General features: G+C 71.0%; 16 protein-coding genes. 6 read left to right on the top strand and 10 right to left on the bottom strand.

Going from position 1 to position 18767, the window contains the following annotated elements; genetic code table 11:
* The first annotated feature begins 29 nt into the window (after positions 1–29).
* On the top strand, positions 30–869 hold the full coding sequence (locus OHB56_RS17785; RefSeq protein WP_406354382.1) for a trans-aconitate 2-methyltransferase: 840 nt from the start codon (positions 30–32) through the stop codon (positions 867–869).
* On the top strand, positions 866–1234 hold the full coding sequence (locus OHB56_RS17780) for a glyoxalase (RefSeq protein ID WP_406354380.1): 369 nt from the start codon (positions 866–868) through the stop codon (positions 1232–1234). Before OHB56_RS17785 ends, OHB56_RS17780 begins: the two co-directional genes overlap by 4 nt.
* A 57-nt stretch (positions 1235–1291) precedes the next feature.
* Here the strand turns inward: OHB56_RS17780 and OHB56_RS17775 are convergent, their stop codons facing one another.
* Positions 1292–1969, bottom strand: a complete 678-nt coding sequence (locus tag OHB56_RS17775) for a TetR/AcrR family transcriptional regulator (RefSeq protein ID WP_326753143.1) — start codon at positions 1967–1969, stop codon at positions 1292–1294.
* Positions 1966–2997: an acyl-CoA desaturase gene (locus OHB56_RS17770; protein WP_406354378.1), complete on the bottom strand. Its 1032-nt coding sequence runs from the start codon at positions 2995–2997 to the stop codon at positions 1966–1968. Before OHB56_RS17770 ends, OHB56_RS17775 begins: the two co-directional genes overlap by 4 nt.
* Before the next feature lie 294 nt (positions 2998–3291).
* Here OHB56_RS17770 and ppc point away from each other — a divergent pair, with 294 nt between their 5' ends.
* On the top strand, positions 3292–6033 hold the full coding sequence (gene ppc / locus OHB56_RS17765) for a phosphoenolpyruvate carboxylase (protein WP_406354376.1): 2742 nt from the start codon (positions 3292–3294) through the stop codon (positions 6031–6033).
* Positions 6034–6140: 107 nt separating this feature from the next.
* Here ppc and OHB56_RS17760 read toward each other — a convergent pair whose 3' ends face one another.
* The 6 genes from OHB56_RS17760 to OHB56_RS17735 all read right to left on the bottom strand — a co-directional run bounded on the left by OHB56_RS17760 (position 6141) and on the right by OHB56_RS17735 (position 11864).
* Positions 6141–6629: a hypothetical protein gene (locus OHB56_RS17760; RefSeq protein WP_406354374.1), complete on the bottom strand. Its 489-nt coding sequence runs from the start codon at positions 6627–6629 to the stop codon at positions 6141–6143.
* A gap of 60 nt (positions 6630–6689) precedes the next feature.
* Positions 6690–7286 carry an aminoacyl-tRNA hydrolase gene (gene pth / locus OHB56_RS17755; protein WP_055597472.1) on the bottom strand — a complete coding sequence of 199 codons (597 nt, stop codon included), beginning with the start codon at positions 7284–7286 and terminating at the stop codon, positions 6690–6692.
* 103 nt (positions 7287–7389) lie between these two features.
* Positions 7390–7974 (bottom strand): 50S ribosomal protein L25/general stress protein Ctc, encoded by a 585-nt coding sequence (locus tag OHB56_RS17750; RefSeq protein ID WP_406354371.1) that lies wholly within the window; start codon positions 7972–7974, stop codon positions 7390–7392.
* Between the two features lie 240 nt (positions 7975–8214).
* Positions 8215–9195: a ribose-phosphate diphosphokinase gene (locus OHB56_RS17745; RefSeq protein ID WP_055605582.1), complete on the bottom strand. Its 981-nt coding sequence runs from the start codon at positions 9193–9195 to the stop codon at positions 8215–8217.
* A gap of 144 nt (positions 9196–9339) precedes the next feature.
* Complete coding sequence (gene glmU, locus OHB56_RS17740) at positions 9340–10788, bottom strand: bifunctional UDP-N-acetylglucosamine diphosphorylase/glucosamine-1-phosphate N-acetyltransferase GlmU (protein WP_326753139.1); 1449 nt, start codon at positions 10786–10788, stop codon at positions 9340–9342.
* 218 nt (positions 10789–11006) lie between these two features.
* A complete protein-coding gene (locus tag OHB56_RS17735; protein ID WP_406354369.1) occupies positions 11007–11864 on the bottom strand; it encodes a hypothetical protein in 858 nt (285 codons plus the stop codon).
* Positions 11865–12031: 167 nt separating this feature from the next.
* On the opposite strand from OHB56_RS17735, the gene OHB56_RS17730 reads away from it, so the two are divergent.
* Entirely contained in the window at positions 12032–13351 is a 1320-nt protein-coding gene (locus OHB56_RS17730; RefSeq protein WP_326753137.1) for a histidine kinase, read from the top strand.
* A 110-nt stretch (positions 13352–13461) separates the two neighbouring features.
* Here the strand turns inward: OHB56_RS17730 and OHB56_RS17725 are convergent, their stop codons facing one another.
* Positions 13462–13995: an SUKH-3 domain-containing protein gene (locus OHB56_RS17725; RefSeq protein WP_326753136.1), complete on the bottom strand. Its 534-nt coding sequence runs from the start codon at positions 13993–13995 to the stop codon at positions 13462–13464.
* 153 nt (positions 13996–14148) lie between these two features.
* Positions 14149–14667, bottom strand: coding sequence for a YwqJ-related putative deaminase (locus OHB56_RS17720; protein WP_326753135.1), 519 nt, complete (start codon positions 14665–14667; stop codon positions 14149–14151).
* A gap of 354 nt (positions 14668–15021) precedes the next feature.
* Between OHB56_RS17720 and OHB56_RS17715 the strand changes: the two genes are divergently transcribed.
* Together OHB56_RS17715 and OHB56_RS17710 are read left to right on the top strand one after the other, a co-directional pair.
* Positions 15022–16008, top strand: coding sequence for an SMI1/KNR4 family protein (locus OHB56_RS17715; RefSeq protein ID WP_351122195.1), 987 nt, complete (start codon positions 15022–15024; stop codon positions 16006–16008).
* A 9-nt stretch (positions 16009–16017) separates the two neighbouring features.
* Positions 16018–18525, top strand: coding sequence for an SUKH-4 family immunity protein (locus OHB56_RS17710; RefSeq protein ID WP_406354366.1), 2508 nt, complete (start codon positions 16018–16020; stop codon positions 18523–18525).
* The last annotated feature ends 242 nt before the right edge of the window (positions 18526–18767 follow it).

The raw sequence follows: 18767 nt of genomic DNA, 5'->3' as shown, positions 1-18767 counted from the left end.
GTACCCGTCGGCAGACTCCAGGAGGCTCCATGCCCACGGCCACCGATCCCCGCTGGGACCCCGCCCAGTACCTGCGTCACGCCGCTCACCGCACCCGCCCCTTCGCCGACCTCCTCGCCCGCGTCCCCGAGCTGCCCGGCGACCCGCCCCGCATCGCCGACCTCGGCTGCGGCGCGGGCAACGTCACCGCGCTGCTCGCCGAGCGCTGGCCGCGCGCCCGCATCACCGGCTACGACAACTCGCCCGAGATGCTCGACCGGGCCCGCGCCGACCACCGGGGCCCCACCCCCGACGGCGGCCGGACCGACTTCGCCCACGCCGACGTCCGCACCTGGACGCCCGGGCCCGACCGGCCGTACGACCTGATCGTCAGCAACGCCACCCTGCAGTGGATTCCCGGGCACGCGGACCGGTTCGCCGACTGGGTCGCCGGACTCGCCCCCGGCGGCACCCTCGCCTTCCAGGTGCCCGGCAACTTCGACGCCCCCAGCCACGTCCTCCTGCGCGAACTCGCCCACTCCCCGCGCTGGGCCGGCCGCCTCGACGGCGTCCTGCGGCACGCCGACGCCGTGCTCCGTCCGGAGGCGTACCTGGAGCGACTGACCGGCCTCGGCTGTCCTGCCGACGTGTGGGAGACGACGTACGTCCATCTCCTCCAGGGCGAGGACCCCGTCCTGGACTGGGTCAAGGGCACCGGTCTGCGGCCCGTCCTCACCGCCCTCGCCGACGACCCCGGGGCGCGCGACGCCTTCGTCGACGAGTACCGCACCGCCCTGCGCGCCGCCTACCCGGCGGGCCCGCACGGCACCCCGTTCCCGTTCCGCCGGATCTTCGCGGTGGCCCGCACACAGCCGGAGGAGACCCGGTGATCACCGTCCTCGACCACGTCCAGCTCGCCGCGCCGCCCGGCAGCGAGAAGCGGCTGCGCGCGTACTACGTCGATGTCCTCGGCATGGTGGAGATCCCGAAGCCGCCCGTCCTGGCCGCGCGCGGCGGCTGCTGGTTCCAGGCCGGCGGCGTCCGGCTGCACCTGGGGATCGAGACCGGATTCAGGTCCGCGAAGAAGGCCCATCCCGGCATCGGGGTCACCGCGATCGAGGCGTACGCCACCCGGCTGCGGGACCACGGCGCCTCCGTCACCTGGGACGACGACCTCCCGGGCCACCTCCGCTTCTACTCCGAGGACCCGGTCGGCAACCGCCTGGAGTTCCTGGAACCGGTACCGGCCACCTGAGGACGATGCCCCCTGAGCGTTTCCCCGGCCTCGCGGCCGGCCCGCCGGCCCGCCGCTTCAGTTCTTCCGGTGCCCGATCAGCCGCGGCTTCTGCTCCAGGCCGTCCAGGCCGTGCCAGGCCAGGTTGACCAGGTGCGCGGCCACCTCCGCCTTCCTCGGCTTGCGGACGTCCAGCCACCACTGGCCGGTCAGCGCGACCATCCCGACCAGCGCCTGCGCGTACAGGGGAGCCAGCTTGGAATCGAATCCGCGGTTCTTGAACTCACGGCCCAGGATGTCCTCCACCTGGGTGGCGATGTCCGAGATGAGGGAGGCGAAGGAACCCGTCGACTGGGGGATCGGGGAGTCGCGGACCAGGATGCGGAACCCGTCCGTGTACTCCTCGATGTAGTCCAGCAGCGCGAACGCCGCCTGCTCGCACAGCTCCCGCGGATGACCCGCGGTCAGTGAACCCGTCACCATGTCCAGCAGACGCCGCATCTCGCGGTCCACCACCACCGCGTACAGGCCCTCCTTGCCGCCGAAGTGCTCGTACACCATCGGCTTGGAGACCCCGGCCTTCGCCGCGATCTCCTCCACCGACGTGCCCTCGAAGCCCTTCTCGGCGAACAAGGTGCGGCCGATCTCCAACAGCTGCTCACGGCGCTCCGCGCCGGTCATCCGGGTGCGGCGGGCGCGCCGCGGCTTGTCATTGCTCGAGGTGCTGCTGGAGTCGGTCGCCACGGCGACCATCATGCCGCCTCGGCCGTCTCCTGCCCGCGCCGGGCGCGGCCTTCCCCGGTCTCGCGGCGCGAATCGATACGCGAGCGTGACGGCCAGCGCACGTCGTACGCCCAGCCCAGCATCTCGAACCAGCGGATCAGCCGGGCGCTCGAATCGATCTGCCCCCGCTCCACGCCGTGCCGCGCGGACGTCGGATCGGCGTGATGCAGGTTGTGCCAGGACTCGCCGCAGGACAGCACGGCCAGCCACCACACGTTGCCCGAGCGGTCCCGCGACTTGAACGGCCGCTTGCCCACCGCATGGCAGATCGAGTTGATCGACCACGTCACATGGTGCAGCAATGCCACCCGGACGAGTGACCCCCAGAAGAAGCCCGTGAACGCGCCCCACCAGGACATCGTCACCAGACCGCCGATCAGCGCCGGCAGCGCCAGCGACACCCCCGCCCACAGCACGAACTGGCGGGAAATCGCCCGCAGCGTCCGGTCCTTGATCAGATCCGGCGCGTACTTGTCCTGCGGAGTCTGCTCCTCGTCGAACATCCAGCCGAGATGAGCCCACCACAGGCCCTTCAGCAGCGCCGGCAGCGACTCCCCGTACCGCCACGGCGAATGCGGGTCGCCCTCGGCGTCCGAGAACTTGTGGTGCTTGCGGTGGTCCGCCACCCAGCGCACCAGCGGCCCCTCCACCGCCATCGAGCCGGCCACCGCCAGGGCGATCTTCAACGGCCGCTTCGCCTTGAACGAACCATGCGTGAAATGACGGTGGAAACCGATGGTGATGCCATGGCAGCCCAGGAAGTAGAAGAACACCAGCAGGCCGAGATCCAGCCAGCTCACCCCCCAGCCCCAGGCCAGCGGCACCGCGGCCAGCACGGCCAGGAACGGAACGATGATGAAGACCAGCAGTGCGATCTGCTCGATCGAACGCTTGCGCTCCCCGCCCAGCGTGGCGGAGGGGGCGGCTGCGGTGTCGGCGCCGGTATCGGAAGGCGGCGGTTTCTTCGAGGCTTCGTCGATGACATCAGAACGTGAGGTCATGCGTGTCCCTTGTGGGGTATGAGGGGTGAGGGTGGTGCCGGGCTGCCGGAACCGAGCAGCGTTTCTTACGGGACCGTAACCTACGGCATCGTAAGTATGGCAGTGCGCGGCCCGGCGGCAAGAGCCCATGAGCCTGCGCATCCCGGCCGACACCTATCCTTGGAACCGGTCGGACAGCGCGGTCCGCTCTGATTACCTACTTCCCGGATGCCCGGCCCGTATGCGGCGCCAGCCGCCCGGAGACGCCGTCCGGGCCCCTCCAGACCAGCTTCCACACTGCAAGGAGCCGCACCTGTGAGCAGTGCCGACGACCAGACCGTGTCCACGGCGACCACGAGCAGCGAACTGCGGGCCGACATCCGCCGACTGGGTGATCTCCTCGGAGAGACCCTCGTGCGCCAGGACGGCCCCGAACTCCTCGACCTCGTCGAAAAGGTCCGCCGACTCACCCGCGAGGACGGCGAGGCCGCAGCCGAACTGCTGCGCGGCACCGAACTCGACACCGCCGCCAAACTGGTCCGCGCCTTCTCCACCTACTTCCACCTGGCGAACGTCACCGAACAGGTGCACCGCGGCCGTGAGCTGCGCGCCCGCCGCGCCACCGAAGGCGGACTGCTCGCCCGCACCGCCGACCGCCTCAAGGACGCGGACCCCGAGCACCTGCGCGAAACCGTGCGGCACCTCAACGTCCGCGCGGTCTTCACCGCGCACCCCACCGAGGCCGCCCGCCGCTCCGTCCTCAACAAGCTGCGCCGCATCGCCGCCCTCCTCGACACCCCCGTCATCGAGAGCGACCGGCGCCGCCTCGACACCCGCCTCGCCGAGAACATCGACCTCGTCTGGCAGACCGACGAACTGCGCGTCGTGCGCCCCGAACCCGCCGACGAGGCCCGCAACGCCATCTACTACCTCGACGAGCTGCACGCGGGCGCCGTCGGAGACGTCCTCGAGGACCTCACCGCCGAACTCGAACGCGTCGGCGTCACCCTCCCCGACGACACCCGCCCCCTCACCTTCGGCACCTGGATCGGCGGCGACCGCGACGGCAACCCCAACGTCACCCCCCAGGTCACCTGGGACGTCCTCATCCTCCAGCACGAACACGGCATCAACGACGCCCTGGAGATGATCGACGAACTCCGCGGATTCCTGTCCAACTCCATCCGCTACGCCGGCGCCACCGCCGAACTCCTCGACTCCCTCAAGGCCGACCTCGACAACCTCCCCGAGATCAGCCCCCGCTACAAGCGCCTCAACGCCGAGGAGCCCTACCGGCTCAAGGCCACCTGCATCCGGCAGAAGCTCGAGAACACCAAGCAGCGCCTCGCCCAGGACACCCCCCACCAGCCCGGCCGCGACTACCTCGGCACCGGCGAACTCCTCGCCGACCTGCGGATCGTCCAGAGCTCGCTGCGCGAGCACCGCGGCGCCCTCTTCGCCGACGGCCGCCTCGCCCGCACCATCCGCACCCTCGCCGCCTTCGGCCTCCAGCTCGCCACCATGGACGTGCGCGAACACGCCGACGCCCACCACCACGCCCTCGGCCAGCTGTTCGACCGGCTCGGTGAGGAATCCTGGCGCTACACCGACATGCCCCGCGACTACCGCACCAAGCTCCTCGCCAAGGAACTCCGCTCGCGCAGGCCCCTCGCCCCCACCCCCGCGCCCGTCGACGCGGCCGGCGAGAAGACCCTCGGCGTCTTCCAGACCGTCAAGCGGGCCCTGGAGATCTTCGGCCCCGAAGTCGTCGAGTCCTACATCATCTCCATGTGCCAGGGCGCCGACGACGTCTTCGCCGCCACCGTCCTCGCGCGGGAGGCCGGGCTGATCGACCTGCACGCCGGCTGGGCGAAGATCGGCATCGTTCCGCTGCTGGAGACGACGGACGAACTGAAGGCCGCCGACACCATCCTCGAGGACATGCTCTCCGACCCGTCCTACCGGCGCCTCGTCGCGCTGAGGGGCGACGTCCAGGAAGTCATGCTCGGCTACTCCGACTCCTCCAAGTTCGGAGGCATCACCACCAGCCAGTGGGAGATCCACCGCGCCCAGCGCCGGCTGCGCGACGTCGCCCACCGCTACGGCGTACGCCTGCGCCTCTTCCACGGCCGCGGCGGCACCGTCGGCCGCGGCGGCGGCCCCACCCACGACGCCATCCTCGCCCAGCCCTGGGGCACGCTCGAGGGCGAGATCAAGGTCACCGAACAGGGCGAGGTCATCTCCGACAAGTACCTCATCCCCGCCCTGGCCAGGGAAAACCTCGAACTCTCCGTCGCCGCCACCCTCCAGGCGTCCGCCCTGCACACCGCACCCCGCCAGTCCGACGAGGCCCTGGCCCGCTGGGACGCCGCCATGGACGTCGTCTCCGACGCCGCCCACGACGCCTACCGCCGGCTCGTCGAGGACCCCGACCTCCCCGCCTACTTCTTCGCCTCCACCCCCGTCGACCAGCTCGCCGACCTGCACCTCGGCTCCCGCCCCTCCCGCAGGCCCGACTCCGGCGCCGGCCTCGACGGACTGCGCGCCATCCCCTGGGTGTTCGGCTGGACCCAGTCCCGCCAGATCGTCCCCGGCTGGTACGGCGTCGGCTCCGGCCTCAAGGCCCTGCGCGAGACCGGCCTCGACACCGTGCTCGACGAGATGCACGAACAGTGGCACTTCTTCCGCAACTTCATCTCCAACGTCGAGATGACCCTCGCCAAGACCGACCTCAGAATCGCCCAGCACTACGTCGACACCCTCGTCCCCGACGAGCTCAAGCACGTCTTCGACGCGATCAGGGCCGAGCACGAACTCACCGTCGCCGAAGTGCTCCGCGTCACCGGCGAGCCCGGCCTCCTGGACGGCACGCCGGCCCTCAAGCAGACCCTCACCATCCGCGACGCCTACCTCGACCCCATCTCCTACCTCCAGGTCGCCCTGCTCAAGCGCCAGCGCGACGCCGCCACCGCCGGCGACCAGCCCGACCCGCTGCTCGCCCGAGCCCTCCTCCTCACCGTCAACGGCGTCGCGGCGGGCCTGCGCAACACCGGCTGACCCCGCAGCCGCCCACGACAAAAGGGTGCCCCCGAGCCGTACTCCGGCCCGGGGGCACCCTTGGTGAACGCACTGTCGGTCCGCACCGGAACCGTCGGGGCACGGCCTCACACCACCAGGAACGCCGCCGTCACCAGCGCCACCCCCGACAACCCCATCACCCACGCCGGCCGCGTCCGCAGCAACCCGCCCGCCACCACCACCGACGCCAGCATCAACGCCCCGCCCAGCGGCACCCACGCGTAGAGAATCCCGGCGGGACCGGAACGGACCGCCTCGGTCCCGCTCGGCTTCATGACGACGGTGTACGTCCGCCCCTTCGCCACGGCCGCGTTGTTCTCCAGCACGACCTCCGCCCGCGGCTGCGAGCCGGGCGACACCGGCGTGTACGCCCCCGTACAGGTCTGCTCACCGCAGGACTCCACCGTGACCGCGCCCTGCTCCCGGCCCTTCGTCAGCATCACGTAGTGCGCCGTGCCCCACGACGCCCACACACCCGCGATCAGGATCAGCACGGCGACCGTGCCCATCACCGCGAACCGGCCCAGGCGCAGAGCGGCGGACGAACCCCGGGAGGACGAGACGGCTGAAGGCATGGCCGAGATCTTTGGCCATGCCCTCGCGGTCGGTCAACTCTCTGGGGAATCCGCCCCCGCTCAGGAGTTGTACGTCCCCTGCGCCCGCTCCAGACCGTCGAGCACCAGACACTCCACCGCGTCCGCCGCCCGGTCCACGAAATAGTCCAGCTCCTTGCGCTCCGCCGACGAGAAGTCCCGCAGCACGTAGTCCGCCACCTGCATCCGCCCCGGCGGCCGCCCGATCCCGAACCGCACCCGGTGATAGTCCGGACCGAACGCCTTCGTCATCGACTTCAGCCCGTTGTGGCCGTTGTCCCCGCCCCCCAGCTTCAGCCGCAGCGTCCCGTAGTCGATGTCCAGCTCGTCATGGATCGCCACCACCTGCGCCACCGGCACCTTGTAGAACTCCCGCAGCGCGTTCACCGGCCCGCCCGACAGGTTCATGAACGACGTCGGCTTCGCCAGAATCACCCGCCGGCCGGCCGGACCCGGCGGACCGGTCCGCCCCTCCACCACCTGCGCCTGCGCCTTCCCGGCCCGCTTGAACCGGCCCGAGATCCGCTCCGCCAGCAGGTCCGCCACCATGAACCCCACGTTGTGCCGGTTCCCGGCGTACTCCGGCCCCGGATTGCCCAGCCCCACAATCAGCCAGGGAGCTGCCGCATCGGTCGTCACGTCCCAGTCTCCTTCGTCCGCATCCCGTACTCGTCCACATACACGTCGGCCGCTGCCCCCGCACGGGAACAGCGGCCGACGCGTAGGAAGACTACGAGGAGGATCAGGCCTCGGCGGCCTCGTCCTCGCCGCTCGCGGCCTCCTCGGCCTGCGCTGCCAGCACCTGCAGCACCAGGGTGTTCTCGTCCACGGCCAGCTTCGCACCGGCCGGCAGCACCAGGTCCTTGGCGAGAATCGTGGCGCCGGCCTCCAGGCCCTCCACCGAGACGGTCACGCCGTCCGGGATGTTCGTCGCCTCGGCCTCGATCGGCAGCGTCGGAATGACGTGCTCCAGCAGGTTGCCGCCCGGAGCCAGCTCACCCTCGGCGTGCACGTGGATCTCGACGGTGACCCGCTCGCCCCGCTTCACCATCAGCAGGTCGACGTGCTCCAGGTGGCCCTTGATCGCGTCACGCTGCACGGCCTTCGGGATCGCCAGCTGGCTGCCCTCGCCGTCGATGACCAGATCGATCAGCACGTTCGGCGTACGCAGCGCCAGCAGCAGCTCGTGACCCGGCAGCGTCAGGTGCAGCGGCTCGAGACCGTGCTCGTACACCACACCCGGAACCTTGTTCTCGCGACGGATACGACGCGCCGCACCCTTGCCGAACTCGCGCCGGGTCTCGGCGTGAATCTTCACCTCGGACATGCTCACCACTCCTCGAAGTCAGGAACCGTTGGGGATACCCCCCGCTCCGTGGAGCTTGGGGAAAGTCACCCGGCCACGAACGGCCTGCTACGAAGAGCGCGTCGATTACGGACCGCCGTACTCCACTCCTCACGAAGCGGTACGGCCTCCCTCGCCGAGCAACTGGAGCAGTCTACTCGGACAGGGAGGCCGTACCCAAAACGATCAGCCGGGACGCAGGGGGAACCTGGAGGGGAACCCTTACTGCTCGTCGAACAGGCTCGTCACCGAACCGTCCTCGAACACCTCACGCACCGCACTCGCGATCGTCGGCGCGATCGACAGCACCGTCAGCTTGTCCAGGTCGGCGCTCAGCTCACCCGGAGTCGGCAGCGTGTCCGTGAACACGAACTCGCTCACCCGCGAGTTCTTCAGCCGGTCCGCCGCCGGACCCGACAGCACACCGTGCGTCGCCGTCACGATCACGTCCTCCGCACCGTGCGCGAACAACGCGTCCGCCGCGGCGCAGATCGTGCCACCGGTGTCGATCATGTCGTCGACCAGGACGCACACCCGGCCCTTGACCTCACCGACCACCTCGTGGACCGTGACCTGGTTCGCCACGTCCTTGTCCCGCCGCTTGTGCACGATCGCCAGCGGCGCACCCAGCCGGTCGCACCAGCGGTCCGCCACCCGCACACGGCCCGCGTCCGGCGACACCACCGTCAGCTTCTCCCGGTCCACCTTCGCGCCCACGTAGTCCGCCAGCAGCGGCAGCGCGAACAGGTGATCCACCGGACCGTCGAAGAAACCCTGGATCTGGTCCGTGTGCAGATCCACCGTCAGCACCCGGGTCGCACCCGCGGTCTTCATCAGATCCGCGATCAGACGCGCCGAAATCGGTTCACGCCCGCGGTGCTTCTTGTCCTGCCGCGCGTAACCGTAGAACGGCACGATGACGGTGATCGACCTCGCCGACGCACGCTTCAACGCGTCGATCATGATCAACTGCTCCATGATCCACTTGTTGATCGGCGCCGTGTGGCTCTGGATCAGGAAACAGTCGGCACCACGGGCCGACTCCTCGTACCGCACATAGATCTCGCCATTGGCGAAGTCGAAGGCCTTGGTCGGAACGACCTCCACACCCAGCAGGTGGGCGACCTCCTCGGCAAGCTCGGGGTGGGCCCGGCCGGAGAAGAACATCATCTTCTTCTGGCCGGTCGTCTTGATCCCGGTCACAGCACTATCTCCTCAGAGGTGTCGCGGAAACTCGCGGCTCGAAGGCGAGAGACCTCTCAGACGGCACGCGCGAGGTCATCTCACCTGATGGGGTGCGGATGTGCACTTATCACGATACGACGACTCCGGCGCACCGCTTTCCGGTCAACCCTCCTCGGCCGACCCCCGGACAGCCTCCTCCGCCGCCTTCGCGGCAGCGCTCCCCGGACGCTTACGAGCCACCCAGCCCTCGATATTCCGCTGCTGCCCACGGGCCACAGCCAACGAACCGGGCGGCACATCCTTCGTGATCACAGAGCCGGCGGCGGTGTAAGCACCGTCCCCGACCGTGACAGGTGCCACAAACATGTTGTCGGAACCGGTCCGGCAGTGCGACCCGACCGTCGTGTGATGTTTGTCCTGTCCGTCGTAGTTCACGAACACACTCGCCGCACCGATGTTCGAGAACTCGCCGATCGTCGCATCCCCCACATACGACAGATGCGGAACCTTCGTCCCCTCACCGATCGACGCGTTCTTCGTCTCCACGTACGTACCGATCTTCCCCGCACGCCCCAACCGCGTCCCCGGACGCAGATAGGCGAACGGACCCACCGACGCCTCCGGACCGATCTCCGCACCCGACGCCACCGTGTTGTCCACCCGCGCCCCGGCCCCCACCCGCGTATCCGTCAGCCGCGCGTTCGGCCCCACCTCACACCCCTCGGCAAGATGCGTCGCCCCGTGCAACTGCGTCCCCGGATGCACCACCACGTCCTGCTCGAACGTCACCGAGACGTCCACCCACGTCGTAGCGGGATCGACGACCGTCACCCCCGAGAGCATGGCGGCGGTCAGCAACCGGTCATTGAGAATCCGCCGCGCCTGGGACAACTGCACCCGGTTGTTGATCCCCGCGATCTCCCGGTGATCACCCGCCACCGACGCACCCACCCGGTGCCCCGCCTCACGCAGGATCCCCAGGACGTCCGTCAGGTACTCCTCACCCTGACTGTTGTCCGTCCGCACCCTCTTCAACGCACCCGCCAACAACGCCCCGTCGAACGCGAACACACCCGAATTGATCTCCCGGATCGCCCGCTGCTCCGCGGACGCGTCCTTGTGCTCCACGATCGCGGTGACGGCTCCGGACGCCTCGTCGCGCACGATCCGCCCGTACCCCGTCGCGTCCGGCACCTCGGCCGTCAGCACCGTCACCGCATTGCCGTCGGCGGAATGCGTGGCCGAAAGCCGGCGCAGCGTCTCACCGGTCAGCAGCGGGGTGTCGCCACAGACCACGACCACGGTCCCGTCCACGGAGCCGCCCAGCTCCTCCAGCCCCATCCGCACCGCGTGCCCGGTGCCGTTCTGCTCCGCCTGCACCGCGGTACGGGCCCCCGGGGCGACCTCGGCGAGGTGCGCGGTCACCTGCTCGCGGGCGTGCCCCACGACGACGACCAGGTTCTCCGGCTCCAGCTCGCCGGAGGCGGCCAGCACATGACCCACCAGGGAACGGCCACAGATGTCATGCAGGACCTTCGGGGTGGCCGACTTCATACGGGTGCCCTCACCCGCTGCGAGAACGACGACGGCTGCCGGGCGATTGGCGCTCACAAGGATGCCCTTCGGCTGTAAGGGGGAGGAGACATCCGCAGGATACCGGGGTGGCCGTGGGAGGACATGAGTGCGGGCCCCGACCGGAGGTGGCCGGTCGGGGCCCGCACGCAAGAAGCTCCCCCATCAGGATTCGAACCTGAACTTAAGGGACCAAAACCCTCAGTGCTGCCTGATTACACCATGGGGGATGAAACTCGACTAAACCGGACATTCGGTTAAGTCGTCGAGTCGGCACCCAACACTATGCCGTACCAGGAGCCTTCGATGCGACGGTACAGATCGGCGGCCTTGAGGACTTTGATCACGAGGCATCCGCGGTAGGAGTCGCCCACGTTCTTGCGTACTGTTTTGGGGTTGTGCCGTTTGAGTGTCGTTTTGTTGAACGCGCTGCGGTCGGCGCGGACGAGCTCTGCCCAGTACTGCTCCGCGCTCGCCACGTCCGCGTTTTCGTGGATCATGACCGTGAACCGGAGGCGCTTGCGTTCGACTCCGAGCAGGTCGAGCCAGGCCAGGAAGACCTTGATCATGCCGGGGTCGCTGTTGACGAATGTGACGTTCTCGCGGCGGTCGTACGGCTTGTCCTTGCCTCCCTCCGCCCAGTACAAGCCGACACCCACCAGGAATAGTTCGCGGGCTGAGAGGTTGCCGATCGCCTGCTTGGCCGCCTCCTTGGTGTGCTGCCGCTCCTCGTCCCTGATGCGCAACTTCGCTTCCCAGCCCCGGCGGCTGATGGCCGCGGCCTCCTCGGGGGTTCGCTTGCGGTCCGGCTTTGGCAGGTCCCGTACCCACAGCGACACCGAACTCCTGGAACAGCCCAGTTCCAGCTCGATCCGGTCGTACGTCCAGCCCTGGAGGCGCAGCTCACGTGCCCTGGCCTTCAAGTCGTCCTTCGCGCGTGGGCGCTTCGTCCATTGCGGTGGTGGTTCCCCTTTCACCAGCCGGCTGAGGATGTCGTTGTTGTAGACCTTCAGCTCGTCGCGGATCTGCCGGAGGCTGTAGCCGGCCCGCCGCAGTGCCACCGCCTGGTCCCTCAGTGCTTCGAAGTCGGCGTATTTGCCCGGTGCATGTGTCACCTGCATACCGTCCGGCCGGAATGCGGGCTTCCGGGGTCGAACGGTGTGCGGTTCGGCAGTTCGAGGGATTTCGGGCCGTACCGCATCTGAACGGTCACGGAATGTGGTGGGGACCGGTCGGGGAAAGTCCCCGGAAAACCGGCACCGGGCGCCCGTAGGGTGGAGGCATGACCACGACGGGGGAAGACCATGTGACGGCCCGGGGAGGGCCGTGGTGGTGGGGCAGACGGCGCAGTGCCGTGCTGGATGTGGGCCTTGCGGCGGTGTCCGCGCTGGAGTGCGGGCTGGAGGGAATTCCGTTCGCGCGGGACGCGGGGATTCCGGTGGCCGTGGGGGTGGTGTTCGGGTTGCTGGCGGGTTCGGTACTGCTGGTGCGGCGGCACTGGCCGATCGCCGTGGTGCTGGTGGTGATCGCCATCACGCCGGCCCAGATGGGTTTCCTGATGGGCCTGGTGGGGCTGTACACGCTGGCGGCGTCGGAGTTGCCGCGCCGGATCATCGCGTCGCTCGCCGGGATGTCGCTGGTGGGGACCTTCATCGTGACGCTGGTGCGGGTGCGGCAGGACATGGTGCGGGGGGAGCTGGATCTGGGGGACTGGTTCCTTCCGTTCGCTTCGATCACGACGTCGTTGGGGCTTACCGCGCCGCCGGTGCTGCTGGGGCTGTACGTGGGGGCGCGGCGGCGGCTGATGGAGAGCCTGCGGGAGCGGGCGGACAGTCTGGAGCGGGAGCTTCAGTTGCTGGCCGAGCGGGCCGAGGAGCGGGCCGAGTGGGCGCGCAACGAGGAGCGGACGCGGATCGCGCGGGAGATGCACGACGTGGTCGCGCACCGGGTGAGTCTGATGGTGGTGCACGCGGCGGCGTTGCAGGCGGTGGCGCGGAAGGATCCGGAGAAGGCGGTGAAGAACGCTGCGCTGGTGGGGGACATGGGCCGGCAGGCGTTGACGGAGTTGCGGGAGATGCTCGGGGTGCTGCGGTCCGGTGGGGACGGGGCGGGGCGGAGTGCGGGGGCGTCGGTGCCGTTGGCGGCGGTGGGTGCGGCGGCTGCCGCGGCGGCGTCGCGGGCGGTGGACGAGGCCCGGCGGGCCGGGGGCGAGGGGCCGAGTCTGTCGGAGATCGATGAGCTGGTGGGGCAGTCGGCGGCTGCGGGGATGGTGGTGGCTCTGTCGGTGGAGGGGGAGGACCGGTCGTACGCGGGGGAGGTGGAGGCGACGGCGTACCGGGTGGTGCAGGAGGCGTTGACGAATGTGCACAAGCACGCGCCGGGGGCGAAGGCGTATGTGCGGCTGGCGCATCGGGTGTCGGAGATCGCGATGCAGGTGGAGAACGAGCCGCCGCCGGAGGCCGGGTCGTCGGCGCGGTTGCCGTCGGGTGGGAACGGCCTGGTGGGGATGAAGGAGCGGGTGTCGGCGCTGGGCGGGGTGTTCGTGTCGGGGCCGACGGATGCGGGGGGTTTTCGGGTGTCGGCGGTGATTCCGGCGCCGTAGGGCGTGTCGGGGGCTGGGGCGTGGGCGGGGCCGGGCCGGAGGGTGTGGCGCCCGGTGGCGGGGCGCCCGGTGTGCGGCCGGCCGGCCGGTTGTGGCCGGTCGGTGTGCGGTCAGCCTGTGGTGAGGCGGGCGGGTTCGGTGCCGGTGATGAGGGCGGTGAGGCCCTGGTCGATGTGGTGGCCGAGGTACCAGTCGCCGGTGTGGTCGAGGGCGTAGACGCGGCCTTCGGTGTCGATGGCGACGAGGGTGTGGGTGTCGGGGGCGGCACCGAGGGGGCAGACCTCGGTGTCGAGGGCGCGGCCGAGGTCGCCGAGGGTGCGGGCCATGTGGAGGCCGTGGAGGGGGTCGAGGTGGAGGGCGGCGGGGGCGAGTTGGCGGCCGGGGGTGGTGGGGGTGATGTGGAGTCCGCCGAATTCGGCCCAGGCCTCGACGGCGGCGGGGAAGACGGTGTGGCGGTGTCCTGCGGGTGAGGTGTGGTCGCGCAGGGTGTCGGCCCAGACTTCGGCTTGTTTGATGTCCCAGCGTCCCGGTCGCCAGCCGGCGGTGCGCAGGGCGGTGGCGACGGGGTCGGGGAAGCGGTGTGAGGTTCCCCCTGGCTCGGGTGGGGCCGGGTGGCTGGGGGAGGGGGTGCGGTCGGTGCGCATCTGCCGTTCGTTCGTCGTGGTGGTGTGGCCGGCGGGGTGAGGGGGCGGCCGGCCGGGTGGCGGTCGAGGGGCGGGTGGGTGTGGGTCAGGGGCTGGTACGGGTGGGGCGTGCGGAATCACTCACCGGGCCGGGGCGTCCGGGGTCGTGCGGGGTCATCCGGGGTCGACGATGCGGACGCCGAAGTGGGCGGCGAGGGCGGTGCAGGTGCGGCAGGGTGCGGCGTATGTGCCGTGGAGGGGGTCGCCGTCCTCACGGATGTGACGGGCGGTGAGTTTGGCTTGTTTGAGCGCTTTGCGCGCTTCGCCGTTGTTCATGGGTTTGCGTGCGGCGCGTTTGCTGCGTGCGGCGTCGGCGGCGGTGAGGTGCCGGGAGACGAGGATCGTCTCGGCGCAGCGGCCGGTGAAGCGGTCGCGTCGGCCGCTGGCGAGGGTGTCGAGGAAGTCCTGGACGAGGGGGTGCAGGTCGGGGGGTGTGTCGCCGCGGGCGGCGGTGCCGGTGAGGGTGGCGCCGCGGATGGAGAGGGCGGCGGCGATGGTGGGCAGGATGCCGTCGCGGCGGTGGTGGAGGAGAGGGGCGCGGGCGGCGTCGGTGCTGCTCCAACCGATGCGGGGGTCGCCGGTGCGGGGGGCGGCGGTGCGCCCTGCCGGTGTCCCTGTTTGAGTCATGTTCATGATCGCATTCCCCTCCTGTGCATCCCCCGGAAGGTCACAGGGTGCCAAATGGCGTGGCTGATGGGGAAGCTGGGGCGGGGCGACACGCCCAGGTTTGGGCGTGCTGTCACGGGAGGGTGACGTTTGGTCACGGAACCGGGCGGGGGAGCCGCCGGTGCCCGGTGACCGGTGCCGCCGTACCGCATAGGCTGTTGGTGTCGCGATTCCTGCGGTGATCCGTGCGAACGACGTGCGGGGCGCCGGTGGGAAGGGCGGCGGTAAGCAGTCGAAACAGACGTGACAGTCGAATACGTTCCGTAACGACACGATGGTGGTCGGTGCGGGTCGTACAGAGTGCCGCAGGGGGCAACCGCCATGACGACAGGTCGGCTCGGGCAGAGAGCCGTGCCGCCGAATGCGGCCTATTCCGGGCAGGTCGTGCACTTCCCGGATCCGGTACGGGCGGCCCGTCACCCGAGAGGGGTACGGGTGGACGAGCGCGGTTACCCCGATTTCTCGCCGTACGCGCGCGCGGCGGCGGAGATCGCGGAGCCGCCGGAGGGATTCGGTGTCGACGAGCTGAGGCTGACGGACTACGTGTCGGCGAACGCGGCGCTCGCGGCGACCGGTCATGAGCTGTGGGACACGGTGCCGGCGGTGGCGACGCCGCACGGCTGGACGTGGCATCACGTGGCGGCGTCGCGGCGGCTGGAGCTGGTGCCGGTCGAGGTGAAGGCGCTGCTGCGGCACCACGGTGGTGTGGTGACGTCGGGCGTGGACCAGGAGAAGCGGGGCACGCGGCCGTTGCAGGAGACGCGCCCGGCGCATTTCCGGCTGCCGAAGTCGGGGCTCGCGGTGACCGAGGCCCAGGTGCTGAACGTCGAGGAGGACCTCGGCTACCGGCTGCCCGGCGCGTACCGGTCGTTCCTGAAGGCGGCGGGCGGTTGCGCGCCGGTGGGCACGGCGCTGGACGCCGAACTGGGCCTGCTGGTCGACCAGCCGTTCTTCACGGTGCGGGACGAGGCCGCGGTCAACGACCTGGTGTACGTCAACAAGTGTCTGCGTGATCACCTCACCAAGGACTATCTGGGCGTCGGTTTCGTCCAGGGCGGTCTGCTGGCGGTGAAGGTGCGGGGCGACCGGACGGGTTCGGTGTGGTTCTGCTCCTACGACGACGCGCGGGACGTGGATCCGTCCTGGTCGCCGGCGGAGCGGGTGGAGCGGCTGCTGCTGCCGTGCGGGGACGACTTCGACGCGTTCCTGGCCCGGCTGGCGGGGTCGCCGCCGGAGTTGGAGACGGTGGCGAATCTGATGGTGGACGGCGGCTTCGCGCAGGTCGTTCCGGTTGCTGCGGGGGAGTGAGGTCCGGCGATGGTGACGTTCGCGCAGGCGCAGGAGCGTGCGGAGGAGTGGGTCAACGGGGATGTGCCGTCGTATCAGCACCGTGAGGTGCGGGTACGGGAGTTCGGCCTCGGCTTCGTGGTGTGGGCGGAGGACCGCGCGGACGGGCCGCGTTCGGACGGCGGTGCGCAGCGGCTGGTGATCGCCCGGGACAGCGGCGAGGCGACGCTGTGGCCCGCCCTGGCGGTGGGCGAGGTGATCCGCCGGTACGAGGAGGAGTACGCCCGTACGGACGCGGCGGCCGAACCGGCGCCGGCGGCTCCCGCGCGGGTGGATCTGAACCAGACGTCGTTCCTGCTGAGTCCGCCGGAATGGTTGCAGGAGGCGGCGGACCGGCTGGGGATCCCGGACCGGCGGGGGGAGACGTCGGGCGGTTCGGCGGGTGCGGCCGGCGCGACCGGTGGGTCCGGTGCGGGCGGTTCCGGGGGGCCGGTGCCGGGTGCGCCGGTGGCGCCCGGCAGTGGTACCGCCTGGCCTGCTGCCGGGGGCGACTTCCCGGCGGGGCCCGGCGCGGGCACCCCGGGTGAACCGGCCGGGGCGACCCCGTGGGCCGGTACGGACACGAACGCCGACGCCGACGAGGCCGGTTCGGTGCCGCTTCCGGTCACCGTTTTCGCTCCGCCGCTGAGCCAGTCCGACGACGACACGCCGCCGCCCCCCGCGTCGGCTTCGAACGCCCCGACGGCGCTGATGTCGGGGGGCAGCCGGTTGCCGCCGACGGCGCTGACACCGGCGTTCCCGGACGCGGAGGCGCGGACTCCGCCGCGCGCGCCGGAGACCCCGGCGGCGCCGAGCGCCGCGGACATCGCCGACGCCGCGACCAGCAAGGCGGCTCCGCCGCGCCGCCCCTCGGGCCCGACGACGCCGCCCCCGCCGGGCGCCCCGGGCACACCGGGCATGCGGCCGGGGAGCACGCCTCCGCCTCCGTCGTCGCCCCCGCCGGGTCCCGGCGGGCAGGGTGCTCCGGCGGGCGGGTACGTCCCCACGCAGATGGTGTCCTCCCTGGGCTCCAACGGCCTCGGTGGTTTCAACAGCCCGGCCGGCCCGGGGGGTTCGGCGGGCGGCCCGCCGCCGCCCGGTACTCCGACGCCGCCGCCCGGTGCTCCGCCCGCGCCGGGTACGCCGCCCGGCGGTGTCCATCACGCGCAGACGATGTTCGCAGGCCCCGGCAGGCCGGGTGCCGGTGCGCCCCAGCCTCCGGGCCCGCCCGGTGCTCCGGGTGCCCCCGGCGCTCCCGGTGTCCACGCCGCTCCGGGTACCCCGGGCGCTCCGGGTGCCCCGGGGGGTGGGCGGGGCCCCGTGCATCACGCGGAGACCGTACTGGCGGGCCCCGCGGTCGGTGGGCCCGGTGTGCCTCCGCCGCCGTCGGCCCCCGGTGGCCCGGGTGTGCCTCCGCCTCCTCCTCCGCCCGGGATGCCCGGCGGGATGCCGGGCACGGTGCCGCCGGGCGTGCCCGGGCCCGGTCAGCCGCCGGTGTACGGCTACCCGCCGCAGCCGGTCGGGCAGCCGACGGTCGGCCCCGGTTATCAGGCCGTGCTGCGCTACCGCGCGCAGGACGGTTCCGAGCAGCAGCTGATCCGGCGTTCGGCGCCGGGCACGCCGCATCCGGAGTGGCAGATCTTCCACGAGCTGCGTGCGATGAACGTGCCGCCGGATCAGGTGCTGGAGCTGCACACGGAGTTGGAGTCGTGCGAGCTTCCGGGTGCGTACTGTGCGCGGATGATCCGGGAGCAGTGGCCGCAGGCGCGGATCACGAACATCGCGCCGTACGGCACCGATCAGGCGAGCCGCCAGCAGGGCATGCAGCAACTGCTGGTTCATCAGGGTGAGTTGCATCAGGTGGCGGACGGACCTGCCCGGCCGGCGCCGGTGCGCGCGCCGCTGACGCCGATGCAGCCGGCGCCGCCGGTTCCGCCGGAGGTCATCGGGCAGGAGCTGGCGGGGGCGTTCGGGACGGGGGTGTTCCGGTTCGAGCAGCAGGCGGTGTCCCGGCAGGGTGTGCCGCCGGTCGTGGCGCACACGCTGGTGGCCGCCGGACTGCCGCTGGACATGGGTCCGTTCTTCTGGGCGCAGGCCCAGCCGGGCCGTCCGGTGCCGACGCTGGCGGAGCTGGCCGCGGAGCGGGGTGTGCAGCCGGCCTCGGACGCGGGCTCGTACCTCGTCATGGGCAGCGACTTCGGCAAGGCGGTCTGTGTGCAGTACGGCACGGCGAACATCGTCGCGGTGCCGGTGGAGGCGGGGCCGGGCGGTGCGCCCGTACCGCCGCAGTTCGTGAACACGGGGCTGCCGGAGTTCGCCCGCTGCCTGGCGTTGCTGGGGCGGATGTGGCGGCTGCGGTTCGGGCTGAACCAGGAGCAGGCGGGCCGCTGGACCGTCGACTTCCAGATGCAGCTGGCGGCGCTGGATCCCGCGGCGCTCGGTTCGCCGGAGAGCTGGTGGTCGGTGCTGCTGGAGCAGATGTGGGACGGACTGCTCTGAGTCGCCGTTCCCGCCCCCGCCGCTGAGGCGGAGGCCGAGGTGAGAGGCCGGGCCCGGTCGGATGCACGTATCCGGCCGGGCCCGGCCTCTGTTCGGGTGCCCCGGCTGCGGCGGCTTCCCTTCCCCGTTCGCCGGCCCGGTACTTGACCCTGACGCGGCGGAAGGGTGGAGCCTGACGGGGACCTCAGGAGGAGGCGACCCCGAGAAGTACTCCGCCTGCCGGTGGAGAGCCCCTAGGGGTA

The sequence above is a fragment of the Streptomyces sp. NBC_01635 genome, assembly GCF_045209715.1.
In the GTDB taxonomy this organism is placed as follows: domain Bacteria; phylum Actinomycetota; class Actinomycetes; order Streptomycetales; family Streptomycetaceae; genus Streptomyces; species Streptomyces hirsutus.
Note: the sequence above shows the minus strand (reverse complement) of the source record. Positions and strands in the feature narration are given on the sequence as shown.